The organism is Bacillus clarus, from assembly GCF_000746925.1.
GTDB lineage: Bacteria > Bacillota > Bacilli > Bacillales > Bacillaceae_G > Bacillus_A > Bacillus_A clarus.
Genome location: NZ_JMQC01000008.1, coordinates 301881 through 328019 on the forward strand (window position 1 = coordinate 301881; position 26139 = coordinate 328019).

At 34.9% G+C, this 26139-nt stretch carries 27 protein-coding genes and 2 pseudogenes; 15 read left to right on the plus strand and 14 right to left on the minus strand.

The genetic code is table 11. From position 1 onward, the window contains the following. Positions 1-109: 109 nt before the first annotated feature. Positions 110-328 (minus strand): annotated as a pseudogene (locus DJ93_RS29930) (zinc ribbon domain-containing protein); the annotation flags it as partial. A 360-nt stretch (positions 329-688) separates the two neighbouring features. On the opposite strand from DJ93_RS29930, the gene DJ93_RS02255 reads away from it, so the two are divergent. After that, complete coding sequence (locus DJ93_RS02255) at positions 689-1129, plus strand: YaiI/YqxD family protein (RefSeq protein WP_042978994.1); 441 nt, start codon at positions 689-691, stop codon at positions 1127-1129. A 413-nt stretch (positions 1130-1542) separates the two neighbouring features. On the opposite strand, the gene ppsA is transcribed toward DJ93_RS02255, so the two are convergent. The 7 genes and pseudogenes from ppsA to DJ93_RS02290 form a co-directional block, all read right to left on the minus strand. Beyond that, positions 1543-4158: a phosphoenolpyruvate synthase gene (ppsA, locus tag DJ93_RS02260; RefSeq protein ID WP_042978995.1), complete on the minus strand. Its 2616-nt coding sequence runs from the start codon at positions 4156-4158 to the stop codon at positions 1543-1545. Between the two features lie 847 nt (positions 4159-5005). Continuing rightward, positions 5006-5620 (minus strand): FMN-binding negative transcriptional regulator, encoded by a 615-nt coding sequence (locus DJ93_RS02265; RefSeq protein WP_042978996.1) that lies wholly within the window; start codon positions 5618-5620, stop codon positions 5006-5008. Positions 5621-5793: 173 nt separating this feature from the next. After that, positions 5794-6329, minus strand: a pseudogene (locus DJ93_RS02270) (GrpB family protein). Between the two features lie 65 nt (positions 6330-6394). Then, positions 6395-6742, minus strand: a complete 348-nt coding sequence (locus DJ93_RS02275; RefSeq protein WP_042978998.1) for a DUF4260 domain-containing protein — start codon at positions 6740-6742, stop codon at positions 6395-6397. 6 nt (positions 6743-6748) lie between these two features. Continuing rightward, positions 6749-8140 (minus strand): FAD-binding oxidoreductase, encoded by a 1392-nt coding sequence (locus DJ93_RS02280; protein WP_042978999.1) that lies wholly within the window; start codon positions 8138-8140, stop codon positions 6749-6751. Positions 8141-8436: 296 nt separating this feature from the next. Continuing rightward, positions 8437-9966: a glycosyltransferase gene (locus DJ93_RS02285; RefSeq protein ID WP_042979000.1), complete on the minus strand. Its 1530-nt coding sequence runs from the start codon at positions 9964-9966 to the stop codon at positions 8437-8439. 381 nt (positions 9967-10347) lie between these two features. After that, positions 10348-10749 (minus strand): DUF2871 family protein, encoded by a 402-nt coding sequence (locus tag DJ93_RS02290; protein WP_042979001.1) that lies wholly within the window; start codon positions 10747-10749, stop codon positions 10348-10350. 294 nt (positions 10750-11043) lie between these two features. Here DJ93_RS02290 and DJ93_RS02295 point away from each other — a divergent pair, with 294 nt between their 5' ends. From DJ93_RS02295 to DJ93_RS34345, 5 genes are all read left to right on the plus strand, one after another. Next, a complete protein-coding gene (locus tag DJ93_RS02295) occupies positions 11044-11556 on the plus strand; it encodes a GNAT family N-acetyltransferase (RefSeq protein WP_042979002.1) in 513 nt (170 codons plus the stop codon). A 524-nt stretch (positions 11557-12080) separates the two neighbouring features. After that, the gene (locus tag DJ93_RS02300; RefSeq protein WP_042979003.1) at positions 12081-12626 is read left to right on the plus strand and encodes a hypothetical protein; all 546 of its coding nucleotides are present in this window, start codon (positions 12081-12083) and stop codon (positions 12624-12626) included. A gap of 462 nt (positions 12627-13088) precedes the next feature. After that, entirely contained in the window at positions 13089-13283 is a 195-nt protein-coding gene (locus DJ93_RS33065; protein WP_042979005.1) for a WXG100 family type VII secretion target, read from the plus strand. A 13-nt stretch (positions 13284-13296) separates the two neighbouring features. Then, entirely contained in the window at positions 13297-13797 is a 501-nt protein-coding gene (locus DJ93_RS02315; RefSeq protein ID WP_042979006.1) for a YxiF family protein, read from the plus strand. Positions 13798-13994: 197 nt separating this feature from the next. Continuing rightward, on the plus strand, positions 13995-14126 hold the full coding sequence (locus tag DJ93_RS34345; RefSeq protein WP_259300250.1) for a hypothetical protein: 132 nt from the start codon (positions 13995-13997) through the stop codon (positions 14124-14126). A gap of 122 nt (positions 14127-14248) precedes the next feature. Here the strand turns inward: DJ93_RS34345 and DJ93_RS02325 are convergent, their stop codons facing one another. Next, positions 14249-14926: an MgtC/SapB family protein gene (locus DJ93_RS02325; RefSeq protein WP_042979007.1), complete on the minus strand. Its 678-nt coding sequence runs from the start codon at positions 14924-14926 to the stop codon at positions 14249-14251. Between the two features lie 433 nt (positions 14927-15359). Between DJ93_RS02325 and DJ93_RS02330 the strand changes: the two genes are divergently transcribed. After that, positions 15360-15878 carry a GNAT family N-acetyltransferase gene (locus DJ93_RS02330; RefSeq protein WP_042979008.1) on the plus strand — a complete coding sequence of 173 codons (519 nt, stop codon included), beginning with the start codon at positions 15360-15362 and terminating at the stop codon, positions 15876-15878. Then, positions 15875-16789 (plus strand): hypothetical protein, encoded by a 915-nt coding sequence (locus DJ93_RS02335; RefSeq protein WP_052109516.1) that lies wholly within the window; start codon positions 15875-15877, stop codon positions 16787-16789. Before DJ93_RS02330 ends, DJ93_RS02335 begins: the two co-directional genes overlap by 4 nt. Before the next feature lie 33 nt (positions 16790-16822). On the opposite strand, the gene DJ93_RS02340 is transcribed toward DJ93_RS02335, so the two are convergent. Both DJ93_RS02340 and DJ93_RS02345 read right to left on the minus strand, forming a co-directional pair. Continuing rightward, positions 16823-17731, minus strand: a complete 909-nt coding sequence (locus tag DJ93_RS02340) for a VOC family protein (RefSeq protein WP_042979009.1) — start codon at positions 17729-17731, stop codon at positions 16823-16825. A gap of 243 nt (positions 17732-17974) precedes the next feature. Next, positions 17975-18886, minus strand: a complete 912-nt coding sequence (locus DJ93_RS02345; protein ID WP_042979010.1) for a VanW family protein — start codon at positions 18884-18886, stop codon at positions 17975-17977. A 419-nt stretch (positions 18887-19305) separates the two neighbouring features. Between DJ93_RS02345 and DJ93_RS02350 the strand changes: the two genes are divergently transcribed. Both DJ93_RS02350 and DJ93_RS02355 read left to right on the plus strand, forming a co-directional pair. Further along, on the plus strand, positions 19306-19632 hold the full coding sequence (locus DJ93_RS02350; protein ID WP_042979011.1) for a hypothetical protein: 327 nt from the start codon (positions 19306-19308) through the stop codon (positions 19630-19632). A 117-nt stretch (positions 19633-19749) separates the two neighbouring features. After that, a complete protein-coding gene (locus tag DJ93_RS02355) occupies positions 19750-20829 on the plus strand; it encodes a DUF3900 domain-containing protein (protein WP_042979012.1) in 1080 nt (359 codons plus the stop codon). A 1165-nt stretch (positions 20830-21994) separates the two neighbouring features. Here DJ93_RS02355 and DJ93_RS32025 read toward each other — a convergent pair. Then, positions 21995-22120 carry a DUF3961 domain-containing protein gene (locus DJ93_RS32025; protein ID WP_117287957.1) on the minus strand — a complete coding sequence of 42 codons (126 nt, stop codon included), beginning with the start codon at positions 22118-22120 and terminating at the stop codon, positions 21995-21997. Beyond that, positions 22105-22428, minus strand: a complete 324-nt coding sequence (locus tag DJ93_RS02360; RefSeq protein ID WP_042979013.1) for a hypothetical protein — start codon at positions 22426-22428, stop codon at positions 22105-22107. The genes DJ93_RS32025 and DJ93_RS02360 overlap by 16 nt, the downstream gene beginning before the upstream one ends. A gap of 147 nt (positions 22429-22575) precedes the next feature. Between DJ93_RS02360 and DJ93_RS02365 the strand changes: the two genes are divergently transcribed. Together DJ93_RS02365 and DJ93_RS02370 are read left to right on the plus strand one after the other, a co-directional pair. Then, positions 22576-22812 (plus strand): helix-turn-helix domain-containing protein, encoded by a 237-nt coding sequence (locus tag DJ93_RS02365; RefSeq protein ID WP_042979014.1) that lies wholly within the window; start codon positions 22576-22578, stop codon positions 22810-22812. Between the two features lie 81 nt (positions 22813-22893). After that, positions 22894-23220, plus strand: coding sequence for a hypothetical protein (locus tag DJ93_RS02370; protein ID WP_042979015.1), 327 nt, complete (start codon positions 22894-22896; stop codon positions 23218-23220). Between the two features lie 33 nt (positions 23221-23253). Here DJ93_RS02370 and DJ93_RS33070 read toward each other — a convergent pair whose 3' ends face one another. Next, positions 23254-23622, minus strand: coding sequence for a hypothetical protein (locus DJ93_RS33070; RefSeq protein WP_042979016.1), 369 nt, complete (start codon positions 23620-23622; stop codon positions 23254-23256). Between the two features lie 253 nt (positions 23623-23875). Between DJ93_RS33070 and DJ93_RS02380 the strand changes: the two genes are divergently transcribed. From DJ93_RS02380 to DJ93_RS02390, 3 genes are read left to right on the plus strand one after another with little or no spacing between them, the layout of a single operon-like run. Then, the gene (locus tag DJ93_RS02380) at positions 23876-24151 is read left to right on the plus strand and encodes a TIGR04197 family type VII secretion effector (RefSeq protein WP_042979017.1); all 276 of its coding nucleotides are present in this window, start codon (positions 23876-23878) and stop codon (positions 24149-24151) included. Between the two features lie 40 nt (positions 24152-24191). Further along, positions 24192-24554: a DUF3958 family protein gene (locus tag DJ93_RS02385; RefSeq protein ID WP_042979018.1), complete on the plus strand. Its 363-nt coding sequence runs from the start codon at positions 24192-24194 to the stop codon at positions 24552-24554. Continuing rightward, positions 24551-26116: an EndoU domain-containing protein gene (locus DJ93_RS02390; RefSeq protein ID WP_042979019.1), complete on the plus strand. Its 1566-nt coding sequence runs from the start codon at positions 24551-24553 to the stop codon at positions 26114-26116. The genes DJ93_RS02385 and DJ93_RS02390 overlap by 4 nt, the downstream gene beginning before the upstream one ends. Positions 26117-26139: the final 23 nt, after the last annotated feature.

Here is a 26139-nt window from a genome sequence, read left to right on the forward strand (position 1 = left end):
AATTACTTTGTATTTATACACTGAATTCTTGAACTACCCCCACTTCACACTCTAACGAGTTGTTTGAAGTGGGGGATTCCTACGAACACCAAAGTATCCCGCGGTTCTATTAGTAGGCGATCTCCGTAGTCCCTATGGTTAGAAGCCTTAAGGCCTCTTTTCTCAGATTTTGTCCTGCATTCACATCTCTATCATGATGCATACCACAAGAAGGGCACTTCCATTCACGGAGGTTTAGATCTTTCTCGTCTTTATTTTTGTTGCCACAATGCGAACAAATTTGAGAGCTTGCGAATGTTTTCGATACCACTACAACTTGTTTTCCATACCTAACTTGACAAGCTTGCTTGGTCTTCGGACAAGAAGGCATCTAAACAGTTAATATAGTTAAATTATCATAAATATGCAATTAAAAAATCATATTACCCCTAAGAAACTATTGAGGAAAGATGATTTTAATCAAACTTTGTTTTATTATCAATACCTAAAACGTAAAAAGTCATAAAAAATAAAGAGTGATACATAATAGTCGTATATAATATGTATCACCCTTGTAATTCTTGTTCAACAATCGCGCCCTTTAATAGAATAACTGTTTTTTTAATAATTTTAGGTAAAGCATCTTCGTTTGACAAAAGCTAAATCTACCATTATCATCAACTCGAACTTATTTATGGGAGTGATAACGATGAAAATTTATGTTGATGCAGATGCTTGTCCGGTAAAAGATATTATTATCTCTGAAGGTACGAATGCTGAAATTCCTGTTATCCTTGTTACTAGCTTTTCTCATTTTTCTAATGCGGAACAACCATCAGGGGTGGAAAAGATTTATGTTGATTCTGGAGCAGATGCTGCGGATTATCGGATTATGAAGTTAGCAGAAAAAGGAGATATAATCGTTACGCAAGATTATGGTCTTGCTTCGCTAGGTTTAGCAAAAGGGTGTACGGTTCTTCACCATAATGGGTATAGCTATACGAATGAAAACATTGACCAATTATTACAAACACGTTATTTGAGTGCAATGGCTCGAAAAAGTGGAAAGCGTACAAAGGGGCCAAAACCATTTACATCAGAAGATAGGGAGAAATTTAGGGCGCTTTTTAAAAGAGCGATTTCACTTTAAAAATGAACCGTCCATTTTTAAGGAAAACCTAGAAAAATAATATTGTGACAAGTATTTCAGTTCTTTTTTTAAGCCCTACACTCACATGAATAAACAATTATTTGACGTATCGTATTAATGGTACCATATTCTATCAAATGACTTAATATACAAGAAAAGACGCGTTTCTAAATAAACGCTCCCTATAGTTTAAGTGATAGCATTCACAAATTTATATAAAAAAGCCGATCTCCACATTTGGAAAGTCGGCCATATTGATGTATTGAGTGAAGTTAGATCGGTAACCATCATTTTTAAGTATGTATCACCGATAAAGTTGGCATCAACTTTTTGTCCCAATGGAAAAATTGTGAGACACCGCTCTGGTATCCACTGGAGCGGTGCTACAAATTAAATCTGTTCGCATTCAAAAATTACAATATCTCAATGTAGCCTTCTGTTCCATGTACGCGAATTCGTTGCCCATCTTTTATCAGTTTAGTAGCATTCTCCACCCCGACAACTGCTGGTAAGCCATATTCACGTGCGATAACTGCTCCATGAGTCATCAGTCCGCCAACTTCAGTGACTAGACCTTTTATAGACACAAACAACGGTGTCCAGCCAGGGTCAGTAAAGGAGGTGACCAATATATCTCCATCTTCTAAATCCGCATCATCCATGTTTAAAATAACACGAGCTCTTCCCTCTATAACTCCGGAAGAAACAGGTAGACCTACTATCGCTTCGGCTGGGAGATTTTCTCGTTTGTACTCACCTACAATGATTTCACCATCAGACGTGATAACACGTGGGGGCGTTAGTTTTTCATATAATTTGTACTCATCTTTTCGTTTACTGATAATCTGGTAATCTAGTTTATTTGTACGTACGACTTCGTGAAGCTCTTCAAAAGTCAGGTAGTATATATCTTCTTTTTCATGAATAACGCTGTCTTGTACAAGTTGTTCGGCTTCTTTCAGTAAAGCCTGCTTATAAACGAAGTAGCGATTAATCATGCCGTATTTTGGGTATTCACGATAACCAATGAAATTCCGGATTAGGCTGATCATTCGTTTTGTCTCTTTTACTTTTTGTTTACCGTCCGGTAAATGCTTCAATCGATCTAATAACTCTTGTTCTTTTTTCAAAGCTTCCTGTAGCCCTTGTTCAAATTTCCGCTTACCAGCATTAGGCTCAAAGTCTTTGATATTACTGAGAATCATTGGGATAAGTGTAGTTGGTCTTTCAATCCAGCGAGTTTTAGTAATATCGATTTCTCCAGCACATCGCATTCCGTATTTGCTGAGATAAGTATAGATAGCATCTTGGGTTTCCTGTCCACCATCAAACTTAACCAGTTCATCCAAAAAGTTATCATCTTTTACATGTTGTAAATACTCAATTACTTCTGGATAAGAACGAATCACATCTGCAACATCCAATAGCGCCAGACCCATTTCCGAAGTAATATTGTTTGGTGCAGATAGAGAAAGCGTGTCTGCTACGTTTTTTTCACCTAACCACTTGTTCATTTTTTCATTGATCCATGTTGAAGCATTCATAGCAGCCATAATCACACCCAAACTTTGTGGGTCAAATAAAATCTTCTTTAATTGCTGGATATCTTCTAGAATAAAATCAAATAAATCTGATCCTGATTTCGTTTGGATGTTTTGTTTTAACTCTTTAATTGATGTTTCACTACTCTTAATCAAATCGAAAATGACTGTCGGATCGTTTTCGATTTGTGCTTGAAAACCCGCAGACGACATACCTTTATTGCTTTTACCGGGACTCAGTTCTTTTTTATCATTTGGTAACGATTTTATAAAATCTCCTCGCTCTATTATGGTCATAAGTGCGTCTTTTATGAGCGGATCGGATTGTCCCAATGTATCTATTATCGTTTTTCTGCTGACAGATGAAGCCAGATTATGCGTGATATCAACAAATAACCTTCCACCAGCTTTAAACCTAGGTCCAAAAGATGTTAACTGGAATAAAGACATTCCCAATGGTTTCAAGGGGGCGGTCATCATTTGTTGATGACCAACAGATACATAGACGTGATTTTCTTGATCATTCACTTCAGGGATGGGGTATAAAGTAGTGATTGGACGGCTCTGGACAATATAAAATGTATCATCAACCAAACACCATTCGATATCTTGTGGGCAACCAAAATAAGCTTCGATCTGTCTTCCGATGCGTGCCAGTTGTAATATTTGTTGTTCAGTAAGTGTTTGAGTCTTTTGCTGATCAGGATCAATCTGCCGCGCTTCTGTTCCGCCTTCTTTTCGTCCATAGATAGCCAATTTTTTGGTTGCTATCATCTTAACGACGATTTCATCTTCCTGTACTTTATAACAATCGGCAGTTACCAAGCCAGAGACCAGTGCTTCTCCAAGCCCATAACTGGCATCGATTGATAGCAGCTTTCGGTTAGAAGTAATCGGATCAGCGGTAAATAAAATCCCTGAAGCCTGTGGGAAAATCATCCTTTGAACGATAACGGATAAATAAACTTGACTGTGGTCAAATCCATTTTGCATACGGTAGATTACCGCGCGATCCGTAAATAGGGAAGCCCAACATTTGCTGATATGCTGCATGATTGCTTCTTTGCCGATGATATTTAAATAGGTGTCTTGTTGACCAGCAAAAGAGGCATGTGGTAAATCTTCAGCAGTCGCACTAGAACGTACTGCATAAGCATGTTCATCACCAAACTGAGAGAGATAGTGAGTAACTGCTTTCACAACATCGGAAGGAATTTCTACTCCCATAATAATTTGTCGAATCTCCCTGCAGATTTCACCAATTTGATCACGATCCTCTACTTTTAGCATTGTTAGTCGATCCAACAAAGCATGATACGTTTCGTTTTGTTCGATGGCTTTTTGATATCCCACTGTTGTAACACAAAATCCTTCTGGTACTTGTATTCCTTCAATTTTTGATAATTCTCCTAAATTTAACCCTTTTCCGCCAACGAGCAAAAGCTGCGTTTTTTTCATTTCCTGAAAACCGAGAACCAAAGAACTCATTCTACATCTCTCCTAACCATTAATGTTCTAATGATTTTAGCAGTAGTAAATGAGAAAAAAAAGTCTATATTAACCATTTTTTAAATGCTATAATTAAATTAGGAAGAGTTCAAAAAATAGCTAAACCTTACCATACAGTAGTAAACTGATGCCTCGGTTCATCCACTTGAAAGTAGCTCATATGCCTTTTAGCTCACAATGAATATGGTTAAAATCAACTTTTCCCCATTTAATCTGTGTATTTCCCCAAAAATATTTTATATTAATATGAAATATTAAGTTCTTAATAAACTAACCTGCCCGTTACTTTAAGTACATTCCTTCACAATCTTTTTTATATAATTTAACCTAAATACACAATTTTCTTTTTTAGGGTTATTTAACAATCTGGTCCGTTTGTTGAACATGCAGGGGCGGATAATGGCCGATCTCGCCTTAAACTAAAATTTTTTAGTGTAGTTTATAACTCTAATATATATTAAAAAAAGGAAATGAACCCCTATCTATATTGAACTAATTATCCTCTAATAATCATAGTATAGTTAACTTTTAAATGATCAATCTTTTTTATAAAACCACAGATTTCTCAAGTCAACAAAAATACACCTATTGGATAGGTGTATTTTTACTTTACATCTCTATTTATGATATAGAGAAAACGATACTTTTTAATTTAATTACACACATATTCCACTTCATATGTTTGAAGGAAATACACATCACAAACTCACTTCAATAATTTACTAATACCTGAAAACAGTTTTTCATTTATTAACACTTTACCAGCCCGACTCCCACCTAACTTCATTTCTTCTGCTAAATGTTGAGGTAGAAGTCTTGCTGTCTGTTAATATAGGAGGAAATTTTCTTTCATCAACTCCGCAATCCCCCTACTCCCCTCACTACCAACTCTCTCCAGTTCCTCTATAACTAATTTTTGTCTCTCTACAGAATGATTTTGACTTAACTTCGCTTTTCCTTCTATTTTATTAATCTTTATTCTGAAACTAACTATTCCTTTACTTAATCCTTTAATATAATTCGGATCTACATCATTCAATGAATAGGAGCTCTTTGGATCTTCATATTGATATACTAAATCTTGAAGAGAATCTATTAATTCTTGTTCATCTTCTACAATTTCTAATTCACCATATACATGAACAGCAACATAGTTCCATGTTGGTACTGCTTTATTTGTTTCATACCATGAAGGAGAGATATAACTATGTGGTCCTTGAAAAACAGCTAGCACTTGTTGATTTTCACTATCTTTCCATTGCTCATTTGGACGCGCAAAATGACCGTATAACATGCAAGCTTCTCTATTTAACAATAACGGTAAATGCGTTACGTACGGAGCTCCGTTATGTTGAGAAAATAAAGTTGCAAAACCATTTTGTTCAATAATTTCATACTCCATCTCTTCATCTTGAATAGCGAAATATTTAGGTATATACATACACTCCCTCTTTTCTTATCTTTTTATTTCCCCATTATATTTTGGAAGGCTATTATTCAACAGGGCCAGATTACAATTACTTTATAAGGACAGTGTTTATATTCAAAATAATAGGTGGCAATGTATTCTTTTGCCACCTTAGCCAACTTTTTTGTTGATGCAAGCTGTGCTATTTAACTACCCTTCATAACCTTTTCTAATACACCTTTGATAAATTCCGTTTTACCTAAACTATAACTCGCTCGATCTTTCACAGTTTTTGCTAACTCTCTCTTTAACTGTCCATATTCCATAGTAGCATTGGGCTGTTCACGAAGATAATCACGAAACGCTAAATGTCTTCTTAATTCTTCACTATTTTTGTCACATACATATAGATGATATTCCATCCAAACTGTACTTTTCCCATTCCATGGGACAAACTTATCCTTTCTCCCAAAAGCCTCTCTCCCTTTGAAACTCCACTCTTCTTGATGAAAATACCCTATCTTTTCAAGGGTCTTTACTACTTTAGGAAAAAGTTCATACTTTTCTATTACAACATCGATATCTAACATCGGTTTAGAGGCAAGACCTTTAACGGATGTACTCCCAACATGTTCAATAGACAAAATGAATTGTCCCATTACTTGCTGAATAACCGTTTTAAGTTTACAAAATTCACTTTCCCATTTTGGCCATACTCTTCAATAATAATTAACCGTTTCAAATTATCATCCTTCTCAAATAACATAGGAATATTTCACTTATAAACTACTTATTCATCACTCTACCTTATAGCCTCTGAATATGAGTATCTTTAAAATCCGTTTTATATTTCAATCCATATCCAAACATGCGATCCATCCCAATATGTGCTGTCCATATTAAGCCAACCATTAAAACTACATCCACCTTTAGATAGACACCTATTAAAATAAGTAATATCGATACAATGTACGTATGAAACACATTATAAATCTGTGCACCGACACGATTATTAATGGCATATGCTAGCATTGATAGATCAGGCGCGAAAAGTAGTACAATAAATAATAGCCAACTAAATCCATTTAATGCATACATATAAATCGCAGCTAATAAAATGATCAATCCTTCAAAATGTATAATTCGTTTCTCCAAACTTCATCATTCCTTACCTTTTAGCTTAAAAATTTTATTCGGATTCAAAATATTTTGCGGATCAAGAGCTTTCTTTATTTTCTCCATTATAAAGAACGCAGTCCCGTGTTCTTCTTCTTGATACTTTTGCTTTCCTATTCCAACACCGTGTTCTCCTGTGCACGTTCCGCCTCGTTTAAGAGCATACAGGACGATACTTTCGTTTATTTCGTCCGCTTTTTTCACTTCATCTTTATCGTTTAGATCAATCATTAAGAGAACGTGGAAATTCCCGTCTCCTACATGGCCAAGAATACCCCCGATAATACGAACCCTATCTAATGTTTCTTTTGCATGTTGTATAGCACCAGCTAATTCTGAGATAGGTAAACAAACATCCGTACTCATCAATTTTTTACCAGGGTAACTATGAACGTAAGAATACGCTAAATTGTGACGTGCATCCCATAATTTATTTCTCGCTGCTGTTTCTGTTTCAAAAGTAATTTCTTTACATTTATGGTCTAGAACAATTTCTTTCGTAAATTCAATATCTTGCTTAAGACCTGCCTCATTACCATGAAACTCTAAAAATAATGTTGGCTCTTCTCTATAGTTTGTTTCACTGTAATGGTTTACTTGCCGCATTGAAAGTTCATCAACAAGCTCAATTCTTGCGATTGGAATCCCTGCTTGTAAAATATCAATAACAGCTTCTACCGCATCATTTATTGATGGAAACGATGCTCTCGCCGCCATAATATGTTCCGGTATACCATATACTTTTAGCGTTAGCTCTGTAAAACAACCGAGTGTTCCCTCTGATCCTACGAAAATACCATTTAAATGATAACCTGATGATGACTTCGCAGCTAAATTCCCCGTATGTATAACCGTTCCATCCGCAAGAACAACTTCTAAATCACGAACTTGATCACGCATCACACCATACTTTACCGCCGTCGTTCCACTCGCATTCGTAGCAGCCATTCCTCCTAATGTTGCATCTGCTCCTGGATCCACACTAAAAAACAAACCATACTTTTTCAATTCTTTATTTAACTGCGAACGAGTCACTCCCGGTTGTACTTTCACAAGAAAATCGTTCTCCCTTATTTCAAGTATTTTGTTCATAAGTGAAAAATCAATTGTAATCCCCTTTTCATATGGAATTATATGTCCTTCTAAACTTGAACCTACTCCAAATGGAACTACAGGCTTCCTATGCTGACTCGCGATTTTCATTATTTTGCTAACCTCTTCTGTCGTTTTCGGAAATACAACTACATCTGGTAAACTGCTCGTATGGTACGATTCATCTTGACTATGTAACTCTCTTACTGTCGTATTGACTACTACTCGATCTTCAGGAAGTATATCCTTTAATTCGTTCACTAAACGTTCAGTTGTTATTCCCATTACAATCTCTCCTTTTTTAAGTATCCAAACTTCAAATGAGTATTACCATTTTCATACATGCCAATCTGAAAAATCAAACAATTCAATCTTTCCTTATATAATATCATCTAACTTTCATTCAAGCACTTAGTCAGACAGAATACATGTCTACAAAATAAAAAGAGAACTAGTAAAAACTAGCTCTCTCATTTCCAAAAAATCCTTCATTCATTCATTCCAGTAACGATTAAGTAAATAAAAGATTACATCGTGTATTCCAAACTTATTTCATAACATAACTCTCTTAATAAAAGTATTCATGGTAAAACAATTTGTTTCTTCTCACATGATGTACAAAATTCAGCATACTTAATACATGTTTCTAATGAATCTTCCGGTTCCATTGGCCACCACCTAATAGCGCCTTTAGGTGCTTGCGATGCGAATTTCTCAATTTCCTCTGGAATTCTCCCTACAATCACTATTTCAATATCATTGAAATTATTTTCTATTCCTTCCTGAATGGTTTTAAATAACTCAGTATGTTCCGTTTCAGGACTACCATAAGGAATTGGAAATAACATTGAACGTTTTGATTTATCCTCATGAATAATATGAGCTGATCTTCTAGCAGGATGCTCTATATCTGTTTCCCATATACGACTATATGGGAGAGAATCTGGCAAACCAAGTTCTTTTACTCGCTTATATATTCTCTCATGATAATAACTTTCTAATTCTTTACAAAGTATTTGAATTTGTTTATTTCTGAGAAAAGTAGAATTATCTCCGCCTTCATTTCGATATTGAATATAAAGTAAATCGGGAATTGCTACATATTTTGTACAAAGGAATGTTCGAACCAATATATCATAATCATCTGCAACTAGTAGCTCTTCTCGATGTCCCCCAATTTGATGATAACAGTCCCTAGTCCATGCACGAGGATGATTCGGCAATCCCACTAAATGCGTAATGGTCTTTCCGTTAATTACAGTTTGTTTATAAGCATTTTGCCATCTGTTCATTTCATGTACCCATACCCGATAATACATACTATATCCAAATCCACAATCCCAACCGTACCAATGAGAGTGATTGTTTTCCACATAAACTTCTGCACTATCCCCATACACAAAACCACACTCAGGATTTTCCTGAAATGCACGAACAATTTTCTCTAAACAGTCAGGAGTTAATTCATCATCATGATCTAATTCAACCAAAATTTCTCCTGTACACAGTCCTGCTGCATAGCGTTTCACTGCCCCTATATAGCCTGTATTTGCATCCTGACGATACCTTCTTATCCTAGAATCATTTAGCTTACTTAAATATTGATTATATGACTCATCCCCATCACCCGAATCATCAACGATTACCCATTCCCAATTCGAATACGTTTGATTAAGTAAAGAATGATAAGGCCGTTGAATTTTTTCTTTGGATCTATAGCTAGCTGTAAACACAGAAACTAAAGGCGTATCGGATGAACAACTTGTTAAATGAAGGGTTTTATTTTCCGGGAGGGGATCCGTATATTCAAGCCAAGCATAAAACAGTTTAAATGGTTGTATCTGATTAAGAGATTCAAAATGTAACCACCGTTTTCTTTCGTGAAATGGTAGTCCCTTTAGAGTTTGAAATTCTTCCCACTGCGATCCCACTGAAACATAGATACGAGGCTGCTTAGGATAAATATTTAATAATGCACAATCTGGTTCGCAAGTTTTCACTGTTATACCAAATTCTTCAAGAAGATCTATCATATTTTGTAGACCCTCCCAAGACTTCTTCTGCGAAACAAATAAATACGTCGTTAATACTGAAGGATGTGCCGAAACCATTATCTTCCCTCCCTTTTCGTCAAAACATTAAACCTCTAATGACATTATCAAAAATAACATAATTTCATCTTTAGCTAAAAGGTTAGGTTAATCCATTTATTTTATAAATTTGTTTAACATGAAATGTGAGATTCGATTACCTTTATGTCTTAATTCCCTTCTCAAACATGATGTTTATTTATTATTTTTCATAAACACGCTTTATAAAGGTTTTTATGAAGAGAAATTTTACAAATACATTCACCTAGGAAATCATATGTGGAATTTATAATAATGGTTCATATCCCTACATAAATAGATAAAAAAAGAGAGCTTTTTCGCTCTCTTTACCAGAATAATTATGTATATTTTAAATTAGAAGGTGTAAACCCTCCTCAAAAATCACTTTTTTATGAATGATTTCTTCAATAAAATCATAAACCAAACTAAACTAAATCCCATCATAGAATGAGAAATTCCTACTATATAAGTTAATCCTTTAAAATCAGCGCCATTCAGTTGAAGGAGCCCTCTCGTTGCCATTGAACCCAACGTTAAAGTTAATGCAATATTATGTACGATAAACCATTTATTAAATCCTTTCACTTCATGAAACGCGAATACTTTTGCTAACCCTAAAGCAATTAAAAAGAATAAAAATCCAAGTACTAACGTATGCGTATGTAAAAGATTTAACAATGTTGATCCTATAATCCCTTTAGATTTTGCATACTCCCTCGCAAATATCCCTGACAATAAACCAATAATTAAATAAGTAAACGATGCATTATATAATTTTTTCATTATGTACCTCCTAGAGTAGAATTTGTAGTGTGTCAAATTTAGTAATAATGATAGTTATATAGTAAAAACTCCTAGTTACCTAGGAGTTATCGTATAAGTGATTCACTCTTTTTAATCAATCCTAATTATAAAATATCCTTTTATACAAAACAATCGAACTTTATGTGAACAAGTAGAGCCACGCCTCCTCGTCATTATATCCCACGAAATATAATATGATTAAAATAACTTGCGCTTTTGTTTTACACAATCCATACTAAATCTTACGATACATAATAAAGGTGGTGTACTAAATTGATAGTTCTTGAAACGGAACGACTCACTCTTCGCTGGTTCGATATAAAAGATGCTCCTTTTATACTCGATTTATTAAATGATCCTGTATGGATACAATTTATCGGTGATAAAGGAGTTAGAAACTTAGAAGACGCAAAAAATTATATTGTAAACGGACCACTCGCTATGTATAAACAAATAGGATTTGGTCTTTACCTAGTAGAACGAAAAGAAGATCTCACTCCACTTGGTATGTGCGGTCTTATTAAACGGGATTCATTAGAAGATGTTGATATCGGCTTTGCCTTTTTAGAAAGATTCCGTTCAAAAGGATATGGCTATGAATCAGCTTCTGCGGTAATGGAATACGGACAAAGTAAGCTAGGACTTAAGCGAATTGTAGCAATTACTTCTATAGATAACCATGATTCAGGAAAGCTTTTAGAAAAAGTAGGATTGCGATTCGAAAAGATTATTTCAGGATCAGGAGAAGATCTAAAATTATTCGGATATAACGCCTCTGTATTATAATGAAAAAGGTCGCCATTCATCATTCATGGCGACCTTTTTACTACTTCACTTCCAGCATATAATTCCCTACTCCCCGCCACATTTATACACATGTAAGTAATACTTATTTTTAACTAGTAGATTTTTTCTGTTTAATAAATAACAACCATTGGTATTACGATATTTATCATATTTCATTTGCTTTTACCTTCGATTAAAAAGGATAACAAATGGGAGATTTGTGGGCAAAAAATACACCTGAATTCAGGTGTATTTTTTATGTATATTTGCGTTCATGCTTTATCTTTTAAAAAATATTCACCAATATATTCAAGGTCTTATTTAATGGGTAAATATATGACTAAATATTTAAATAAATAAACACAAACCCATTCAGACTAGGTCTTTAAAAGAAATAGTCGTTAAATTACGTGTTTTTTTGTTTTCTGAAAAGTATTTATTTTTCTATATTCATATATTAATATATAGTTCCACTAAAAAATACCGGTAAAAAAGCATAAATAAGTAAAAAGGAAGGTGCAGAAATGAAGACTCTATTAAGAAACATTGTATCAATGGCTCTAGTTTTCGCCTTATTTGCAACTTCTTTCACTGGAATATCAAAAGCTCAAGAGATTAATAGTGAAGAAAAAAAATTAGTACAAGAAGTAGCTGCACAATTAAAATTTGTTGTTGAAGAAGCTGCAATTAAAGATAAGCATGGAAGAATAGTAGATTTAGATATTGACATGATAGCGAACAAATATGGTTCAAGTGAAGAATTGGAGCAATTAAGACAAGAAATCAAGCGTGCAAATACACCTCCTGGTTATGAAGATCCATTCAAACAAGAAACAGAGGCAGTAGATAACTGTATGGAAAGAAAACTTATAGCTAATTACAAAAAAATATTATCAGTCTCATTTTTAGGTTCTATTGTTGCTAATATTGTGGACAAGCAATACGAATTAGCAGCTAGAAAAATGATTAAATTAGGTGTTAAAGGTAATTTAGCAAGCTTAGCTGCACAACTTGCTTGGTATCTTGGTTCATGTATCTGGGAAGAAGAAGGCTGGACTGGAAGAAGCTAAAAGGCTAAACAACAACCTCTTATTATCTAGTGGTTGTTTTTTTTGAAGAAAATAACCACATAATAATTTCAAAAACCACTACAATACATAAGGTTTTTATAATGTTTTCAAACCAATTAAATTGATTATGATTTACATAGTTAAAAGCTATTAGTACGATATACAATGTAGCTATAAATATTAATGGTCTTTTATGCGTAAAGTTCAAATTATTCCCCCCTTAAATACTTATTATTAGTAAATAGCCTTAATTTTATGTTAACTCAAAACATGAATCCTTTCTATATTTTTCTATTTTTTCAACATTTCTCCCAAATCATTAATAAAAACAAAGAGCCGGCTCTTCGGCAAACAAGAATCAGCTCTTTACTTCTACTTCACATGTACATAGGCTTTATCTTTGCGTTTTCACATTTATAATTCTTCCCTTTTCACCCATAATTTCAAATAGGGAGGGAGATTATGGTTCAAATAAAAATTACGCCTGAGGAATTAGAACAAGTTGCAAATCGGGCAAATGATACGAAACATATGGTAGAATCTATCCATACTACAGATACTACAAGTGGAAACCCTTGGAAGAAAGGGAGATATAGTCAGGAAGATGGACATTATCCTGAGGATTTTGAGGGTTACAAGAAAACAGGTAAAAAATAAGGTGTGAAAAGTTTTGAGTAATGTGGATAAAAATCGAATGGAAATTCTTAAAAGAAAGGTTAAAAGAAACGCTGATAGAAAAGAACTTATAAACGAACTTTCTAATATAGTTGCAATTTCTATGGAGTCATTTATGGATGCAGAATCTAATGATTTATTTTGTAAAGAATTATATAGTAAGCTAGAAAAAAATTCAGACATAAAAATTTTGGGCGACACAAATTATAAAGAAAATATCAAGCTATCAATAAACCTATTGAAAGAAACAGTTAAAGCTATTAAATTTCCAGCTAATCAAGGAAGACTATTTTTCTCTAGAGGAGGCAAACTTGAAGCAGTTAAGCTGAACATTACTGAAGTATTTGACAATTTAGAAGCGCTATCAACTATATCAAGATTTCTAACTGGGTATGCAGATTTTGTATTAGTTGGGGATGATTTAGAATTCGGAGTATGTATTGAGACTACAGAATATCATTACGAATTTAGTATGTGGGGAATAACAACAGTTTAAAATACGCAAGTAAATAAGGCCGCCTCTATTTGAGAGCGGTCCTATTTATTATTTCACATGTACCAATGTATTACTAGCTGTAATATAGAAATTTTCTCCTCGACTATTTAGGTACACGTTATGGAAGATTTGATCTCGATTATCCAATAGCTCAAGGATGGAAATGTCTTGAAAGCGGTAATTTCTTAAAAGAAGATATGGATTTAATTAGGCATGAAATATTCGAGTCAAGATTTGAAGGGATTTTTAAAACAGATTACAAAACAGCACATGAGGCAACTTTAAGATCAGGTCGTCCTTGGAAAGTACCTGAAATAGATGCAGAATAAAAATGGAGGAGATAAACTATGGCAATCCATATAACAATGAATAAAGAATTTGAAGATGCTAATTTGAACTTGTGCAACTCTATTCATATTGATGCTCTTCTCGTCTATCCCTTACTTCACTATTATGATTTTATCTGAATAAACGTAACATGTGGTAACGATTGCAAATGCTGAATGCATGCATTTTTTTCGTCCGATGATACATGCTTTACTTGTATTCTCACTTTATATATAGTTTCTGCTTCTTGCTGTGAAACCTCCACTTCATAAGAGAGTATTGGAATACCTTTTACTCGCATCGTTTCTAACATTTCTTGAATCGCCTCATGTTTATTTATACACATTTGCACTGTCATATTTTGCGAAAAAAGAAATTGGACTCTGAAAATGCGACTTACAATCTCTAAACCAATTAAAACGAGAATCGTCGCCCCTATCCCTACTACATACATTCCTGCTCCAATTGCTAATCCAATTCCTGCAGTTGCCCATAAACCAGCCGCTGTCGTTAATCCTTTAACCGCCTGCTTTTGAATAATAATTGTACCCGCGCCTAAAAATCCTATCCCACTAACAACCTGCGCCGCAATACGGCTCGGATCAAGAGCCATATGTTCCTCAGACATAATATCGAAAAAAGCATATTTTGAAACAACCATTATTAAGGCACTGCCTACCGCTACAAGAAAATGCGTTTTTAATCCTGCCTCCTTTGAACGAATTTCCCTTTCAATCCCGATTATCGCTCCTAATAAACCTGCAACACCTATTCGTATAATAAAGTCAAGATTTAAACCCACGAGCGTCTCCCCCTTTCCTTCATTATAGATAGATATAACAACAATTATCACATGCATCTATTCATCAATATAAAAGCATTTCATTAAAATATATTTAATATCCTAGTTAAATTATGTTAATATTTAAAATGTTAATACAAATAAAAACAACCTACATTTTATACGAAAAACTTTAAACTTCAAAGCATGATTGTTTTTTATCTAAAAATGACATATACCGTTCATGAAGAGAGGTTAAGAAAATCAGAAAATACTTTCACCACCCTATCAAAAATTGAGTGATATAAAATGAAACTTTAATCAGTGGGGATTTTCTCCATCCCCACTGATTATTAGCCCACACCAATCGGACTTTTACGGACAAGTTCATACGGGGTAAATAATTAGTAATGATTCCATTACATAAAACATGAATAAAAGGAGCTTACATATGATGAATGTCTCTTTACTTACACCTACTATTGAGTTGCAAGAAGAATACTTAGATTTTTATAAAGAATGGAAAGATAGCGGTGAAACGATGATTCCGTGGGTTATTTCAAAAGACCCTTCTAATTTCCCAGGAATGGTTCAAGAATTACTTGATGCAAAAGAAGGCAAGAATATCCCTAAAACATGGGTACCTGATTCTACTTATTGGCTTGTTACAAATGAAAAAAGAATCGTTGGAGCTGTAAATATTCGCCATAGTTTAACTGAGCATTTATTCAATGCTGGAGGACATATCGGTTATGGAATTCGTCCTTCTGAAAGAAAAAAAGGCTATGCTACAATACTTCTCGCTTTATCATTAGAAAAAACGAAAGAATTAAGTATTACAAAGGTTCTTGTCGTTTGCGATGAATGGAATACAGCTTCTGAGAAAACGATTTTACATAACGGTGGTCTCCGTGATAAAGATTTTATTGAGGAAGGCGGTAATGTTGTAAGAAGGTATTGGATTGAACTATGAGCAATTCATTAAATACAAGAAATTTTTTTATACAAAAATTGAAAGGGGAAACTGCCAGAGCGATACAAGAACTAATTGATTTATGCCATGAAGAACCTTATTTACTTCGCTTACTCCAAAGCTCAAAGTTAAAGTGCGTATACACCGCCAGCTATAATACAAACTTAGTAGGCATATTTATCGCTTGGAGAAGTGAGTTTCATCCACACTGTACATACTTTCGAATATTAATACCCCCTTTATATCATCAACTAAATGTTGAAAAGTATTTATTAAATAAAGTGGAAAAGCTAGAAGACTTCAAACTCCCACTACAAACTTCTATATGGGAAACTGCAACTCACCTAAGAGCATTTTATGAAGGAAATGGATTTACAGAAATCAGAAGAACTTACATGCCTTTATTAGACGTACAAACTACGAAACCAATATTCCCAACAAATGAATCTCACAATACACTTTATAATTTACAAACATTATCAGAGATCATTTCAAAAGACACTTTAATGAAAAAACTCGCTCAACTTGTTAAAACAAACTATGAGAAAACTCATTTAGCTAATCCAGTCGCCACATACAATTTAGAAACGTGGCGAGAAATGATACTAGTTAATGATTTAATAGCAGATGGAAGTTTTTTGTTTCTAAATGAACAAGAAGAAATTATCGCCTATTCTTTCCTCCATACATCTGAAAAGAATAATACTTTAGAATTAGGATGGTGCGGGACGAATACAATACAAAATTTACACTTGCTTCAACAACTCGTTATCAAGCAAATCACATACGCAAATAAACACGGCTATTCTTTCCTTCAAGGTGAATTCGATTCAACGAGTGGATACGGAATAGAAATATTAAAATCTTGTCCTTTTCAGCCCTGTCCTACTTGGATTACGTATCAAAAATAAGCCAGAAAGTGATTACACACTTTCTGGCTTATTTTATACTGCTTCTATTTCAAACTGCACTGTAATACCACTCGGATCTACTACAGTAAATCCATTCACTGTTTCATTTAATTCATGATGTTTTTCTGCTAACCTTTCTTTCACTTCATCTAATGCCTCTTTATGCGGTAATACAATCGTATATACTTTCAGTCCAGTTGCATGTGCTGGTGGATGCGGATTATTTACCCCGTTCCACGTATTTGTACCAATATGATGATGATATCCACCCGCTGAAATAAATAAGCAATCTTCTTCACGCTGTTGTACTTCAAATCCTACTGTTTCTACATAAAACTCATGAGATTTTTCTACATCAGTTATACGTAAATGAACGTGTCCAACGATAGTTTCAGCTGGTAATCCATTAAACTCATAATCAACAAGTGTTGCCAATTCTTTTAAATCTAATGGTGTACTTCCTCCTGGTCCTTCTCCCCATTGATCACGCGGACGGTCTGAATAGATTTCAATGCCATTTCCCTCTAAATCTTGTAAGTAAAATGCTTCACTATACGTGTGATCACTTGCACTATTAAAACGTGAAATTGGTAAAATTTCATTGGAATATGTATAACGTCCTTCTTGCTCAATCGGACTATCAATTACTTTTTTATTACGGATTACCCCAAATAGCGCAGATGCAAACGCCTCACGAGTTGGAACTAAAAAAGCAACGTGATATATTCCTGTTGTACGTGGTTCTTGCAAAACGCCATCCTCTAACTTTTCAAGAACTAATAGCGTGTGCTTTCCATCTTTCCCAGCTAAATACGCTCTATTTCCCTCTTGCTTAATTACTTCTAATCCTACTACATTCTCATAAAAAGCAATTTGACGCTCTAAGTCTTTCACCTTAAATTCTACATTCCCAATACGTGTTTTTGGATGAATGTGTATCATGAATAACTTCCTCCCCTAGTCCCTTTATGTTTTCATGTAATAAACTAACGTAGCTGTTACTATGAAGGATACATCCTAAATCACTCTATGTAAATAAGAAAAATCAGAATTAATTTTTTTTTAAGAAAACTCCGACCTACAACAATCTATTTTTAAAACAAAAAGCCATTCTCCTAGAAAAATACTAGAAAAATGGCCTCTATTGTATAAGATCCGAATCACTTATTCTTATACAAATATTATTTATCTCATTTTATGTACTTCAGCGACTAATTTTCCACCTTGTATGCTCATAAATAACTTAACAGGTGCATCATTTGTGTTTTCAAATACTAAATCTAAGTATGGGTATGCAATTGTAGCATCCCTTCCCTGCGGAACATATCCTACTGTTTTAGAGTGTGTTGTTCTCTCTACCATTTTCAGACCAGCTTGATCTGCTGCATTAAATAGAGTAGATGATGTTTGACAAACTCCACCACCATAACCATCTACTAATTTACCATCCACAATTTCTTTTCCTAGTTGGTATCCTTTATCAGGTGTTGTATCTCCAATTAAAGCATTAAAAGAAAAACGATCTCCCTTTGCTAAAACAACTCCATTAACACTACTAGCAGACAAGCGAATATTTTCAATTCGTCCACCTGTCGAACCACCTAAATTCGTTTCATATCTACCAATTACAGTTCCGCTTCCTTGAGCATCATTAGGCGTCGCTGCTGGTTTTTTCTCAACGATTGGTAATTGGTACGTAGCATCCCACATCCCAACATTCAATAGCTTATCTACCAATTCTTTTTCCATTAATTCATAAGAAGGTTTTCCTTCTTGCCATGTTCCATCCGCCGCTATACGTGAAGGAACCATTTTTTTATCAACACTTTTCCCTACTTCACTCGCAACTTTTGTTACGGATTTTTTAAATTTATCTTCATCTTCAAAATAACCTAAGCTCGATAAATCTAGCTTTTTCACTTCAGTTCCAGTTCTAGCGTCAACTAAGCTGATGTTATCGTTCACCTCTGTCTTTGCCTCTACAGTATGTCCGCCTATATCACTTACTAACGCAACATCACTCACTTTTGTACCACATCCACTCACTACACCTATGCATAGTGCCCCAATTACTATACTATGTACCTTACGCAACAATATACTCTCTCCTTTTCCCCAACACTTTTACTTCTTTACTATTTCGAAATTATGTATGTTTTATTACAAACTATTACAATTTGATTGTAAAATATTACAAAGTATTTTATACTCTATTAAAATTACTCTTTTCTGTCCAAAATGTCTATACATATTTGCATAAAAAATTTTAGTTTGATAAAATTGTAACCTTTGTGTAACTTCCATCTTTCCAACCAGTATATACCATCTAACAACCGAAATACAAATTTAATACATTCATATTTTATATTTTTCGTGTAAAACAATCATTTTTTATCGTTTATTTCGAATCACTTCATTTACAAATCGCTATTCTATAGGTATTTGCCGTGCCACGCCTCCGCTCTTACACATACATTATGATGAATTTAACCTAAATTAAGAAATGGAGGATGTTTATGTATCCCTACAATTCCTATGTACCATATAACCATTATATATATCCGCCTCAATATGATTTACAATCACAATACCAATCATATATAGCACCAACAGAGCAAGTTAATCCATATGATCCAAATAGACAATTTCAAATCCCAATCTCATTTCCAGGTACTGGCGGTCGTCAACTAGAAAGAAGAGTCAATGAACTCGAACAAAGAGTAAATCAACTCCAGAATACAGTCGAACGTCATACACGTAGACTTAATCGATTAAATCAACGTTTACGTACTGTAGAAAACAGACTCAACATTCCATTTTCAGCACTTGAAGATGGATTTTAATTCCTAAAAATAAAAAACTATATAAAGGAAGGGACCTCCCTTCCTTTATTAAATTGACGAATGATTTTTCCATCTCTATACTGATAAGAGTCAATGAAATGAAACAAGGTGATAAATATGGATTTTGAAATAAATTTTCTATCCTTTTATGTTGTACAAATAGAAGGAAAAGGCGAACAAGTCGATAAACGTTATAAACATTTTCAAACATTAGATGCTGAAGAATATGAAGACAGCTCTTTAAAAGAATTTTTAAATGGTGAATTATTAAAAATATCGAAGCGAAAAGTAGAACGACATGCAAAAACAGAACAAGCTCCAACGAAAATTGGTCGCTTTATCGTCGAAGCTGGACACGAATTAGATTCAAACCCTCATTACAATTTGTTCAATCGTATTCGCTTTGCAGAAACGAAAGAGAACTTCAAAGATACGAGTGAGCCTCTCGTTTATACATATATCGATACGAGTGCTGTACGTGGTGGTGTATTCCTAATTGCTCAAGCAAAACTACGCAAATACTTTGATGATCCATTCGTATTCGTTATGAAATGTGATTTCGAACCGAAAGTCGCTTCTATCTCTGATGAAGCAACTCTAATTCGTAACGTTGAAATGGCAATTACAACAAAAAACATGAAATCCATCCAATACCCTTATATGCCAGAAGAAGGCATTGTAGAAGTAGGCGAATTAAAAATACACCAAGCATCACACGCCCGCTACTTCGAAGACTTCTTAAAATTCGTTGAATATGAGCGCTCTATGCCAGAAATTATGAAGACGCAAGTTATGGGCATGGTATACGACCAAATTGAAGACATCTTTGAAGAAGGTACGGAAGAACGTGAACAATTCGACCAAGCAATGGAAGTATGGGCCGCAAGTCCAAAGCGTGAAATTATGGAACAGTTTTCAACAGAAGAAGTAATGGAAGCAACTGCGCAAATTGTGGAGCATGCACCAGAGGTTGAATTAAAATTAAAAGCAGATCATATCGGAATCAAGAGTTTATTATCCGACTTCGGTGAATCTGTACACATTACTAAAGTTAACGGACGTTACGTTTTAATGATAGAAGCTGACACTTTAACTTTCGAACAAGGTTTTTCGCCTATAGAATTTCTTAAACCTGACGAGTTACATGAGGTTGTTGAAAAGATTATTAAAAAGTCCTCTGATTCGCATGGTTACTAAGTTTATCGGTATTTACTAATGTTTTAGAATTATCTACTGTGACCACTAATGTTGCCACATTTGTGACCATTGATCTATATAAATAACGGTTTAAGCATGGAATAATAGCTTCCATATCATGTATTTTAATGAGCGCTTGTAATGGGCGCTCTTTTATTTTATTTAATTTTAAGTGTCCATAACGTGATCACTAAAAATATATGGATACCGAAACATCCGAATTTACGCTCTTTTATATCGCTGACTGACCACTTGTCTGACCACTTCCTTCTATTATATACCTCTACTTCTCTCCTCCCTTATATTTACTGATTGTACTCTTGTTATTCTCCGTTAAATCTCGTCCCCTTACCGTAACTCCCACCCACTTATCCTCCTCCAATTTATCAACGTATTCTCTCGGTATTTTCACTTAGAATTCACGTTAGCTTTTGTGTACTTTTCCTCCGCCCTCTTACCGATCACTTTCTTAGTTAGCGGTAGTTATCTGTATTTTCCTCTATCCGTGGTTAGTGGTGTTATTTTTCGTTTATCTTCGTCTTTTCCCTTGACTTTAAGGTCTTACGGTTTTTATCATGCCGAAGCGAAGTTAGGAAAACGGCTGGCAGGCGAACTTGTCCCCTACGCTGAAGGCTACAAAAATAAGCGATCAGCGTAAGAGGGACAAGCGTCTTCGGTTAATGCCATGCCTTGCTTCGTCAGTGTTCCGTATGTATAGACCCTATTCGCTTGCCAGTTTTCACCGCCACGCCCTTCGCCGAAGGCTTGTCCACTACACAAAGCCACCCCTGTGCGACAAGCTGAACGTGTTCCCTAGCACCGTAATGCTAATGGCTACCACCCGAGCCGTTATAGGCCGCTCTCGCCCTCCCGCAACGTACGAATAGGAGTACGTTACGGGTTGCCTACTTTGTAGAAGCGTACTCTGCACTTCCTGCACGAACGTAGACGATCCAAGCCACTAGGCGCTAGAGACGCGAAGCGGGCATCAGTTTTTAGCGTGGTTTACAGGCAATTCCACGTTCGGAAATTACCGCACACCTACCTAAAAAAGACAATAGGAAACTAAGCCTCTTGTATTCCGCTTTTAAAAACGAATGATTACATGAGGCTGTTCGGAGAATTTCCGTTATTCAATTATCGTAGAAATACGTGAATTCACGTATTAAAGTACATAAGCAATGAACATATCGATGGCGTATAACGACCCGCCTACGCCAAAAACACCGTAAAACCAAGTGCGGTCAGATGTGGTATCAAGACCAAAGTAACCGTTTAGCTTTGCGAACATAGTCTCACGTCCTCATTATGAAGTAGCTGAAACATACTAAGCGTCGTTTTACTTATCGTTTGTTTCTTAATCGACGCTCCTGATCTAAGTAAGATGTGTGTAAATACATAATAATTAGCGTCAGTCTCAATGTAAGTAATTGTATGTGTGTATCCCCCAACGTTTAATCTACGGACTTTAAACAAAGATACTTCGTTTCCCATTTCGTCTGGGCCTATGCTTCTACTAATCTCATTTTGTAATTCTGCGGGTAATTCATCGAAGGTAAATGACTGTGGTTCGTTAAGTAGCGTTACAAATCTACTCATTAAGATTATCCCCTTTCGATTAACTAATTGAGTTAAATATATAACTTAAATCGTTAAACGTCAATAGGTAATCTAAAATAGTTTTACTAATTCCGAACGTTCATGTAGAATATATATTAGAATCACTGAGTATCGGAGGTAATTCGTATGATATTTACATTAGGGCAAACGTTGAATGAGCTCGGAATTACGAAGAATAAACTAGCGGTGGAAGCAAAGATTCGTCACAATACTATTAGTGACTTAGTAAATGGGGATGCAAGTTCTATCCGAATGGATACGTTACAATCAATAATTGATACATTAAACGTATTTGCTACAGAAAATGGAATCGATAAAGTTTACGGAATTAAAGATGTTGTGAAACATGAGAAGGACGTCTAGTAAGGCGTTCTTTTTTATTGGGGAAATTTACCGTTCTTTTTGGTATACTTTACGTAGGGATACTACGGGGGAGGTTTTACTATGGAGTTACGAAAAACCGCGGACGGTCAATCGTTTATAATTGAGATAGAACGAAAGAAATCATCTAATTCTAAACGTATTATGCGAGTATTATCGATGCTAGTAGGTATCGGCGGGTTCTTACTTTCAATGTTACTATTTATTACGATAATAGGGATTATATTTTCTATTCCATTAGCTATAGCTTCAATGGGATTCATAGCTGCATCGCTAGGATATCAGCGAGTAGAATGTCCGAACTGTAATCGTAAACAGGCAATAAAAAAAGGTATCGGAAGTTATACTTGCGGTAGTTGCAAAAAGAATACATTAATCGAATGGAAATAGAAAAAGAAGCCGCCCTCACAGGCGGTTTTATTGTTACGTGTAAACTAACGCCGCTACCATATCGTCTAATACTTCCTCTTTCAGACGTAAGAACGCCGTTACCTCATCCTTTGTCATACCACGAAACTCATGAATACCGTCTAACAATAGCCAAGGCGCGTTATCCACGATATTACGATACCTCTTTTGCGATATCTCATCCGGTATCATTTCGAGCATTTCTTCGAGACTAACAACCATGAACTTTCGTTGATTCTCGTCAACAAAATACACGGTGATTCCGTCGACAACTCGTTCGATCTCAAATCGATATGTATCAAGACCACGTTTCACTTCTGCGGTATGTCGTATTATCTCATCGCCTTCTGATACGAACAATTTACCCTTGGCTAATCGCTTCATTTATTTCCTCCTCCTTTACCTTCCATGTCATTATGTGTAAAATTTTAACAGTAGAATGTTAACGAAGTGTAAATACAGTATAAATTTCCCATCAATATTAAAAGATGATGATACGCTATTTTTATAATTGAATTGACTTTCGGACTCTAAAAAACATCTTTAGAATAAAGTTTCTCTAATTATATCAATATAAAAATTTATACTAATATGGTATAATTTTCATGGTTTATTAAGTATAGAAAGGATTCAAGTAATGGGACAATTTCAAAGTAATTTTCAAGCGGCACAACAAATCGCTACGCAGATGAGAGCAGCTTCGGATACCATCCAAAGTGCGACAAATCGTTCTATAACAAAGGCGACACGTACAACACTATCTGTTAACTCAAAAGCACAAGAAGCGAATCAACAAGTTTTAGATTTAACGAAACAATTTTCTGCTGCTTTTCAACAAGCGGTTGATAATATTCATTCGGTAGCTAACGAGTTTGAGAGAATGGATAACGAACTTCAAAATAATTTTCGCTAATGTAATAACCTACGTAAAGTAAAACGGTAGGAGGAAAAAGATGAGTCAAGATATTGAAAAACAAATCAATCAATTAAATCAAAAATTACGAAGTGTATTTGAAGAACAGAATCGGAATCAATCTGCGATTCAAACACAGGAACAAGTAGCAGAAGATTTTCATGTATGGAAAAATCAAAATCATCGTTTGTTTGACCGTATTTTAGGAACTTGGCATAGAGATAGAGAACTGTCATTGTTTTTTATGAATATGAGTCAAGATGCACAACACATTGAGCGAAAACTTACATTTGAATTGGAAAATCAAAAAGAAACATTGCTTAAGGAAAAACGAAATCTTAGTGACTTAGAAAATGACCTTTACTATCAAAAACAGAATCTAGCAAAGGAGGTCAATTCATGAGTTTGAATATGTATCTAGGGGAAGTACATACGCAAACACAAAGCATGAACGCTGTATGTACCGCTACGATTCAAGGTATGGAACAAGCTATTCAGTCGATTGATGCTTTTGCAGTTGATACTGTTCTACAAGGACAAACATATAGCAGTGCAAAAGCATTTTTTGTACAAACCTTTCGTCCTTTAGCACAAGGAATCATTTACTTATGTGAAGAATTAATCCATCAGAATGATGCCTTTCCAAGTCAATTTCAATCACAGGTTGCTACAACGGATGTTATTGAGCAAGAAATATTAGAACAAATGCGAGGAATTAACCGAACAAAAGCATCCATGGAAGGAATTAGTAATGTCCTTCCATCTATGCAAGCTATGGTAAATATTTTCGATGAGATGGAACGAAAACTACACGAAAAGTTGGAACATCTGTATCAATTTGATTATAATTCTAGTAGTAATTATGATACAGCAATCCAATTAGCTTCGAGTATCGTGCAAGGTCTTGCGGAAGTTCAAAGCGGGAAAGGTTTTAGCCTCGCATCAGGAACATTTAGTACGCAAGGGTTGAATATGGATTGGGCAGCCCCTATTCAAGAAATTATAGCAAAGCGGGAAGCAGAATGGTTTTCCAGTCAAGGGGTTGAAGATTTTGGTCAGTCTGACTTCATGAAAAATGACAAGTCTAGATTAGATCAATTTAAAGAAGGATGGCAAATCGGTTCTGGACGAGGTATTGGAGACGAAATCGAAGGTTTTAAAGCATTGAGTGACAAGGAAACGTGGGAAGATATGGCGTATGCTGCATTGCACCCTTTTAATACCCTTAGAACCATGTGTAATGCCCTTTCAGATTCATATATTAAGAATGTAAAAAATGGCGATTTTGAAGATGCTGTAATATGGTTCAGTTACGGTGCAACACAATTCGCAACAGGTGCACTTTTTGATAAAGGTATTGGTAAAATCCCAACAGTGTTAAAAGGATCCAGATTCGAAAAAGTAAAGGAAGTCAAAGTACCACGTATACAACAAACTTTTACAAATTTAGCTGATAGTTTAAGCTTAGAAAATCGACTGGCGTTTGCCGATACTAATGGACTTAACTTAAAGTCTTTCGATAATCCTATGTTTAATGAAGCTAAGGATACTTTTTTATTCTTCGATAAATATAAGTCTCATCCAAATTCTATTTATAAAAATAATGCTACTGTTGAACATATCTTTCATGGGAATATAAATAAAGAAGGGAAAGCTGGTGGATATCATCATCAAAGTATGATGGGTGACGGAGAAATTTTGAGGATTATTAGACCTAAAAATCAACATGGAATATATGAAGCAAAGGTAATAGTTAATGGTGTACCAAAAGGACCAACTTCCACGTTTTTCCCCGACGAATGGAGTAGATTAGAAGTATTAAAATCCATTGAGACAGCATATAATAATAGATCATACACAGGTAAAGGAAATAGATATATTGGCACAACATCGCAGGGAATACAGATTATGCTTTTTATTGATAAATCTACCAATCGAATTATTTCGGCATTTCCAATCTATTAATTAACAAAGGAGATATATTATTT

Bases quoted from the DNA above. Each gene is read 5' to 3' on its own strand.
- DJ93_RS02280 (WP_042978999.1), bottom strand. From the start codon at position 8,140: ATGGGAATAACAACTGAACGTTTAGTGAACGAATTAAAGGATATACTT.
- DJ93_RS02370 (WP_042979015.1), top strand. From the start codon at position 22,894: ATGGAGTTACGAAAAACCGCGGACGGTCAATCGTTTATAATTGAGATA.
- DJ93_RS02365 (WP_042979014.1), top strand. From the start codon at position 22,576: ATGATATTTACATTAGGGCAAACGTTGAATGAGCTCGGAATTACGAAG.
- DJ93_RS02355 (WP_042979012.1), top strand. From the start codon at position 19,750: ATGGATTTTGAAATAAATTTTCTATCCTTTTATGTTGTACAAATAGAA.
- DJ93_RS02340 (WP_042979009.1), bottom strand. From the start codon at position 17,731: ATGATACACATTCATCCAAAAACACGTATTGGGAATGTAGAATTTAAG.
- DJ93_RS33065 (WP_042979005.1), top strand. From the start codon at position 13,089: ATGGTTCAAATAAAAATTACGCCTGAGGAATTAGAACAAGTTGCAAAT.
- DJ93_RS34345 (WP_259300250.1), top strand. From the start codon at position 13,995: ATGGATTTAATTAGGCATGAAATATTCGAGTCAAGATTTGAAGGGATT.
- DJ93_RS02385 (WP_042979018.1), top strand. From the start codon at position 24,192: ATGAGTCAAGATATTGAAAAACAAATCAATCAATTAAATCAAAAATTA.
- DJ93_RS02390 (WP_042979019.1), top strand. From the start codon at position 24,551: ATGAGTTTGAATATGTATCTAGGGGAAGTACATACGCAAACACAAAGC.
- DJ93_RS02255 (WP_042978994.1), top strand. From the start codon at position 689: ATGAAAATTTATGTTGATGCAGATGCTTGTCCGGTAAAAGATATTATT.
- DJ93_RS02360 (WP_042979013.1), bottom strand. From the start codon at position 22,428: ATGAGTAGATTTGTAACGCTACTTAACGAACCACAGTCATTTACCTTC.
- DJ93_RS02285 (WP_042979000.1), bottom strand. From the start codon at position 9,966: ATGGTTTCGGCACATCCTTCAGTATTAACGACGTATTTATTTGTTTCG.
- DJ93_RS02350 (WP_042979011.1), top strand. From the start codon at position 19,306: ATGTATCCCTACAATTCCTATGTACCATATAACCATTATATATATCCG.
- DJ93_RS02290 (WP_042979001.1), bottom strand. From the start codon at position 10,749: ATGAAAAAATTATATAATGCATCGTTTACTTATTTAATTATTGGTTTA.
- DJ93_RS02330 (WP_042979008.1), top strand. From the start codon at position 15,360: ATGAATGTCTCTTTACTTACACCTACTATTGAGTTGCAAGAAGAATAC.
- DJ93_RS02335 (WP_052109516.1), top strand. From the start codon at position 15,875: ATGAGCAATTCATTAAATACAAGAAATTTTTTTATACAAAAATTGAAA.
- DJ93_RS02300 (WP_042979003.1), top strand. From the start codon at position 12,081: ATGAAGACTCTATTAAGAAACATTGTATCAATGGCTCTAGTTTTCGCC.
- DJ93_RS32025 (WP_117287957.1), bottom strand. From the start codon at position 22,120: ATGTTCGCAAAGCTAAACGGTTACTTTGGTCTTGATACCACATCTGAC.
- ppsA (WP_042978995.1), bottom strand. From the start codon at position 4,158: ATGAGTTCTTTGGTTCTCGGTTTTCAGGAAATGAAAAAAACGCAGCTT.
- DJ93_RS02380 (WP_042979017.1), top strand. From the start codon at position 23,876: ATGGGACAATTTCAAAGTAATTTTCAAGCGGCACAACAAATCGCTACG.
- DJ93_RS02265 (WP_042978996.1), bottom strand. From the start codon at position 5,620: ATGTATATACCTAAATATTTCGCTATTCAAGATGAAGAGATGGAGTAT.
- DJ93_RS33070 (WP_042979016.1), bottom strand. From the start codon at position 23,622: ATGAAGCGATTAGCCAAGGGTAAATTGTTCGTATCAGAAGGCGATGAG.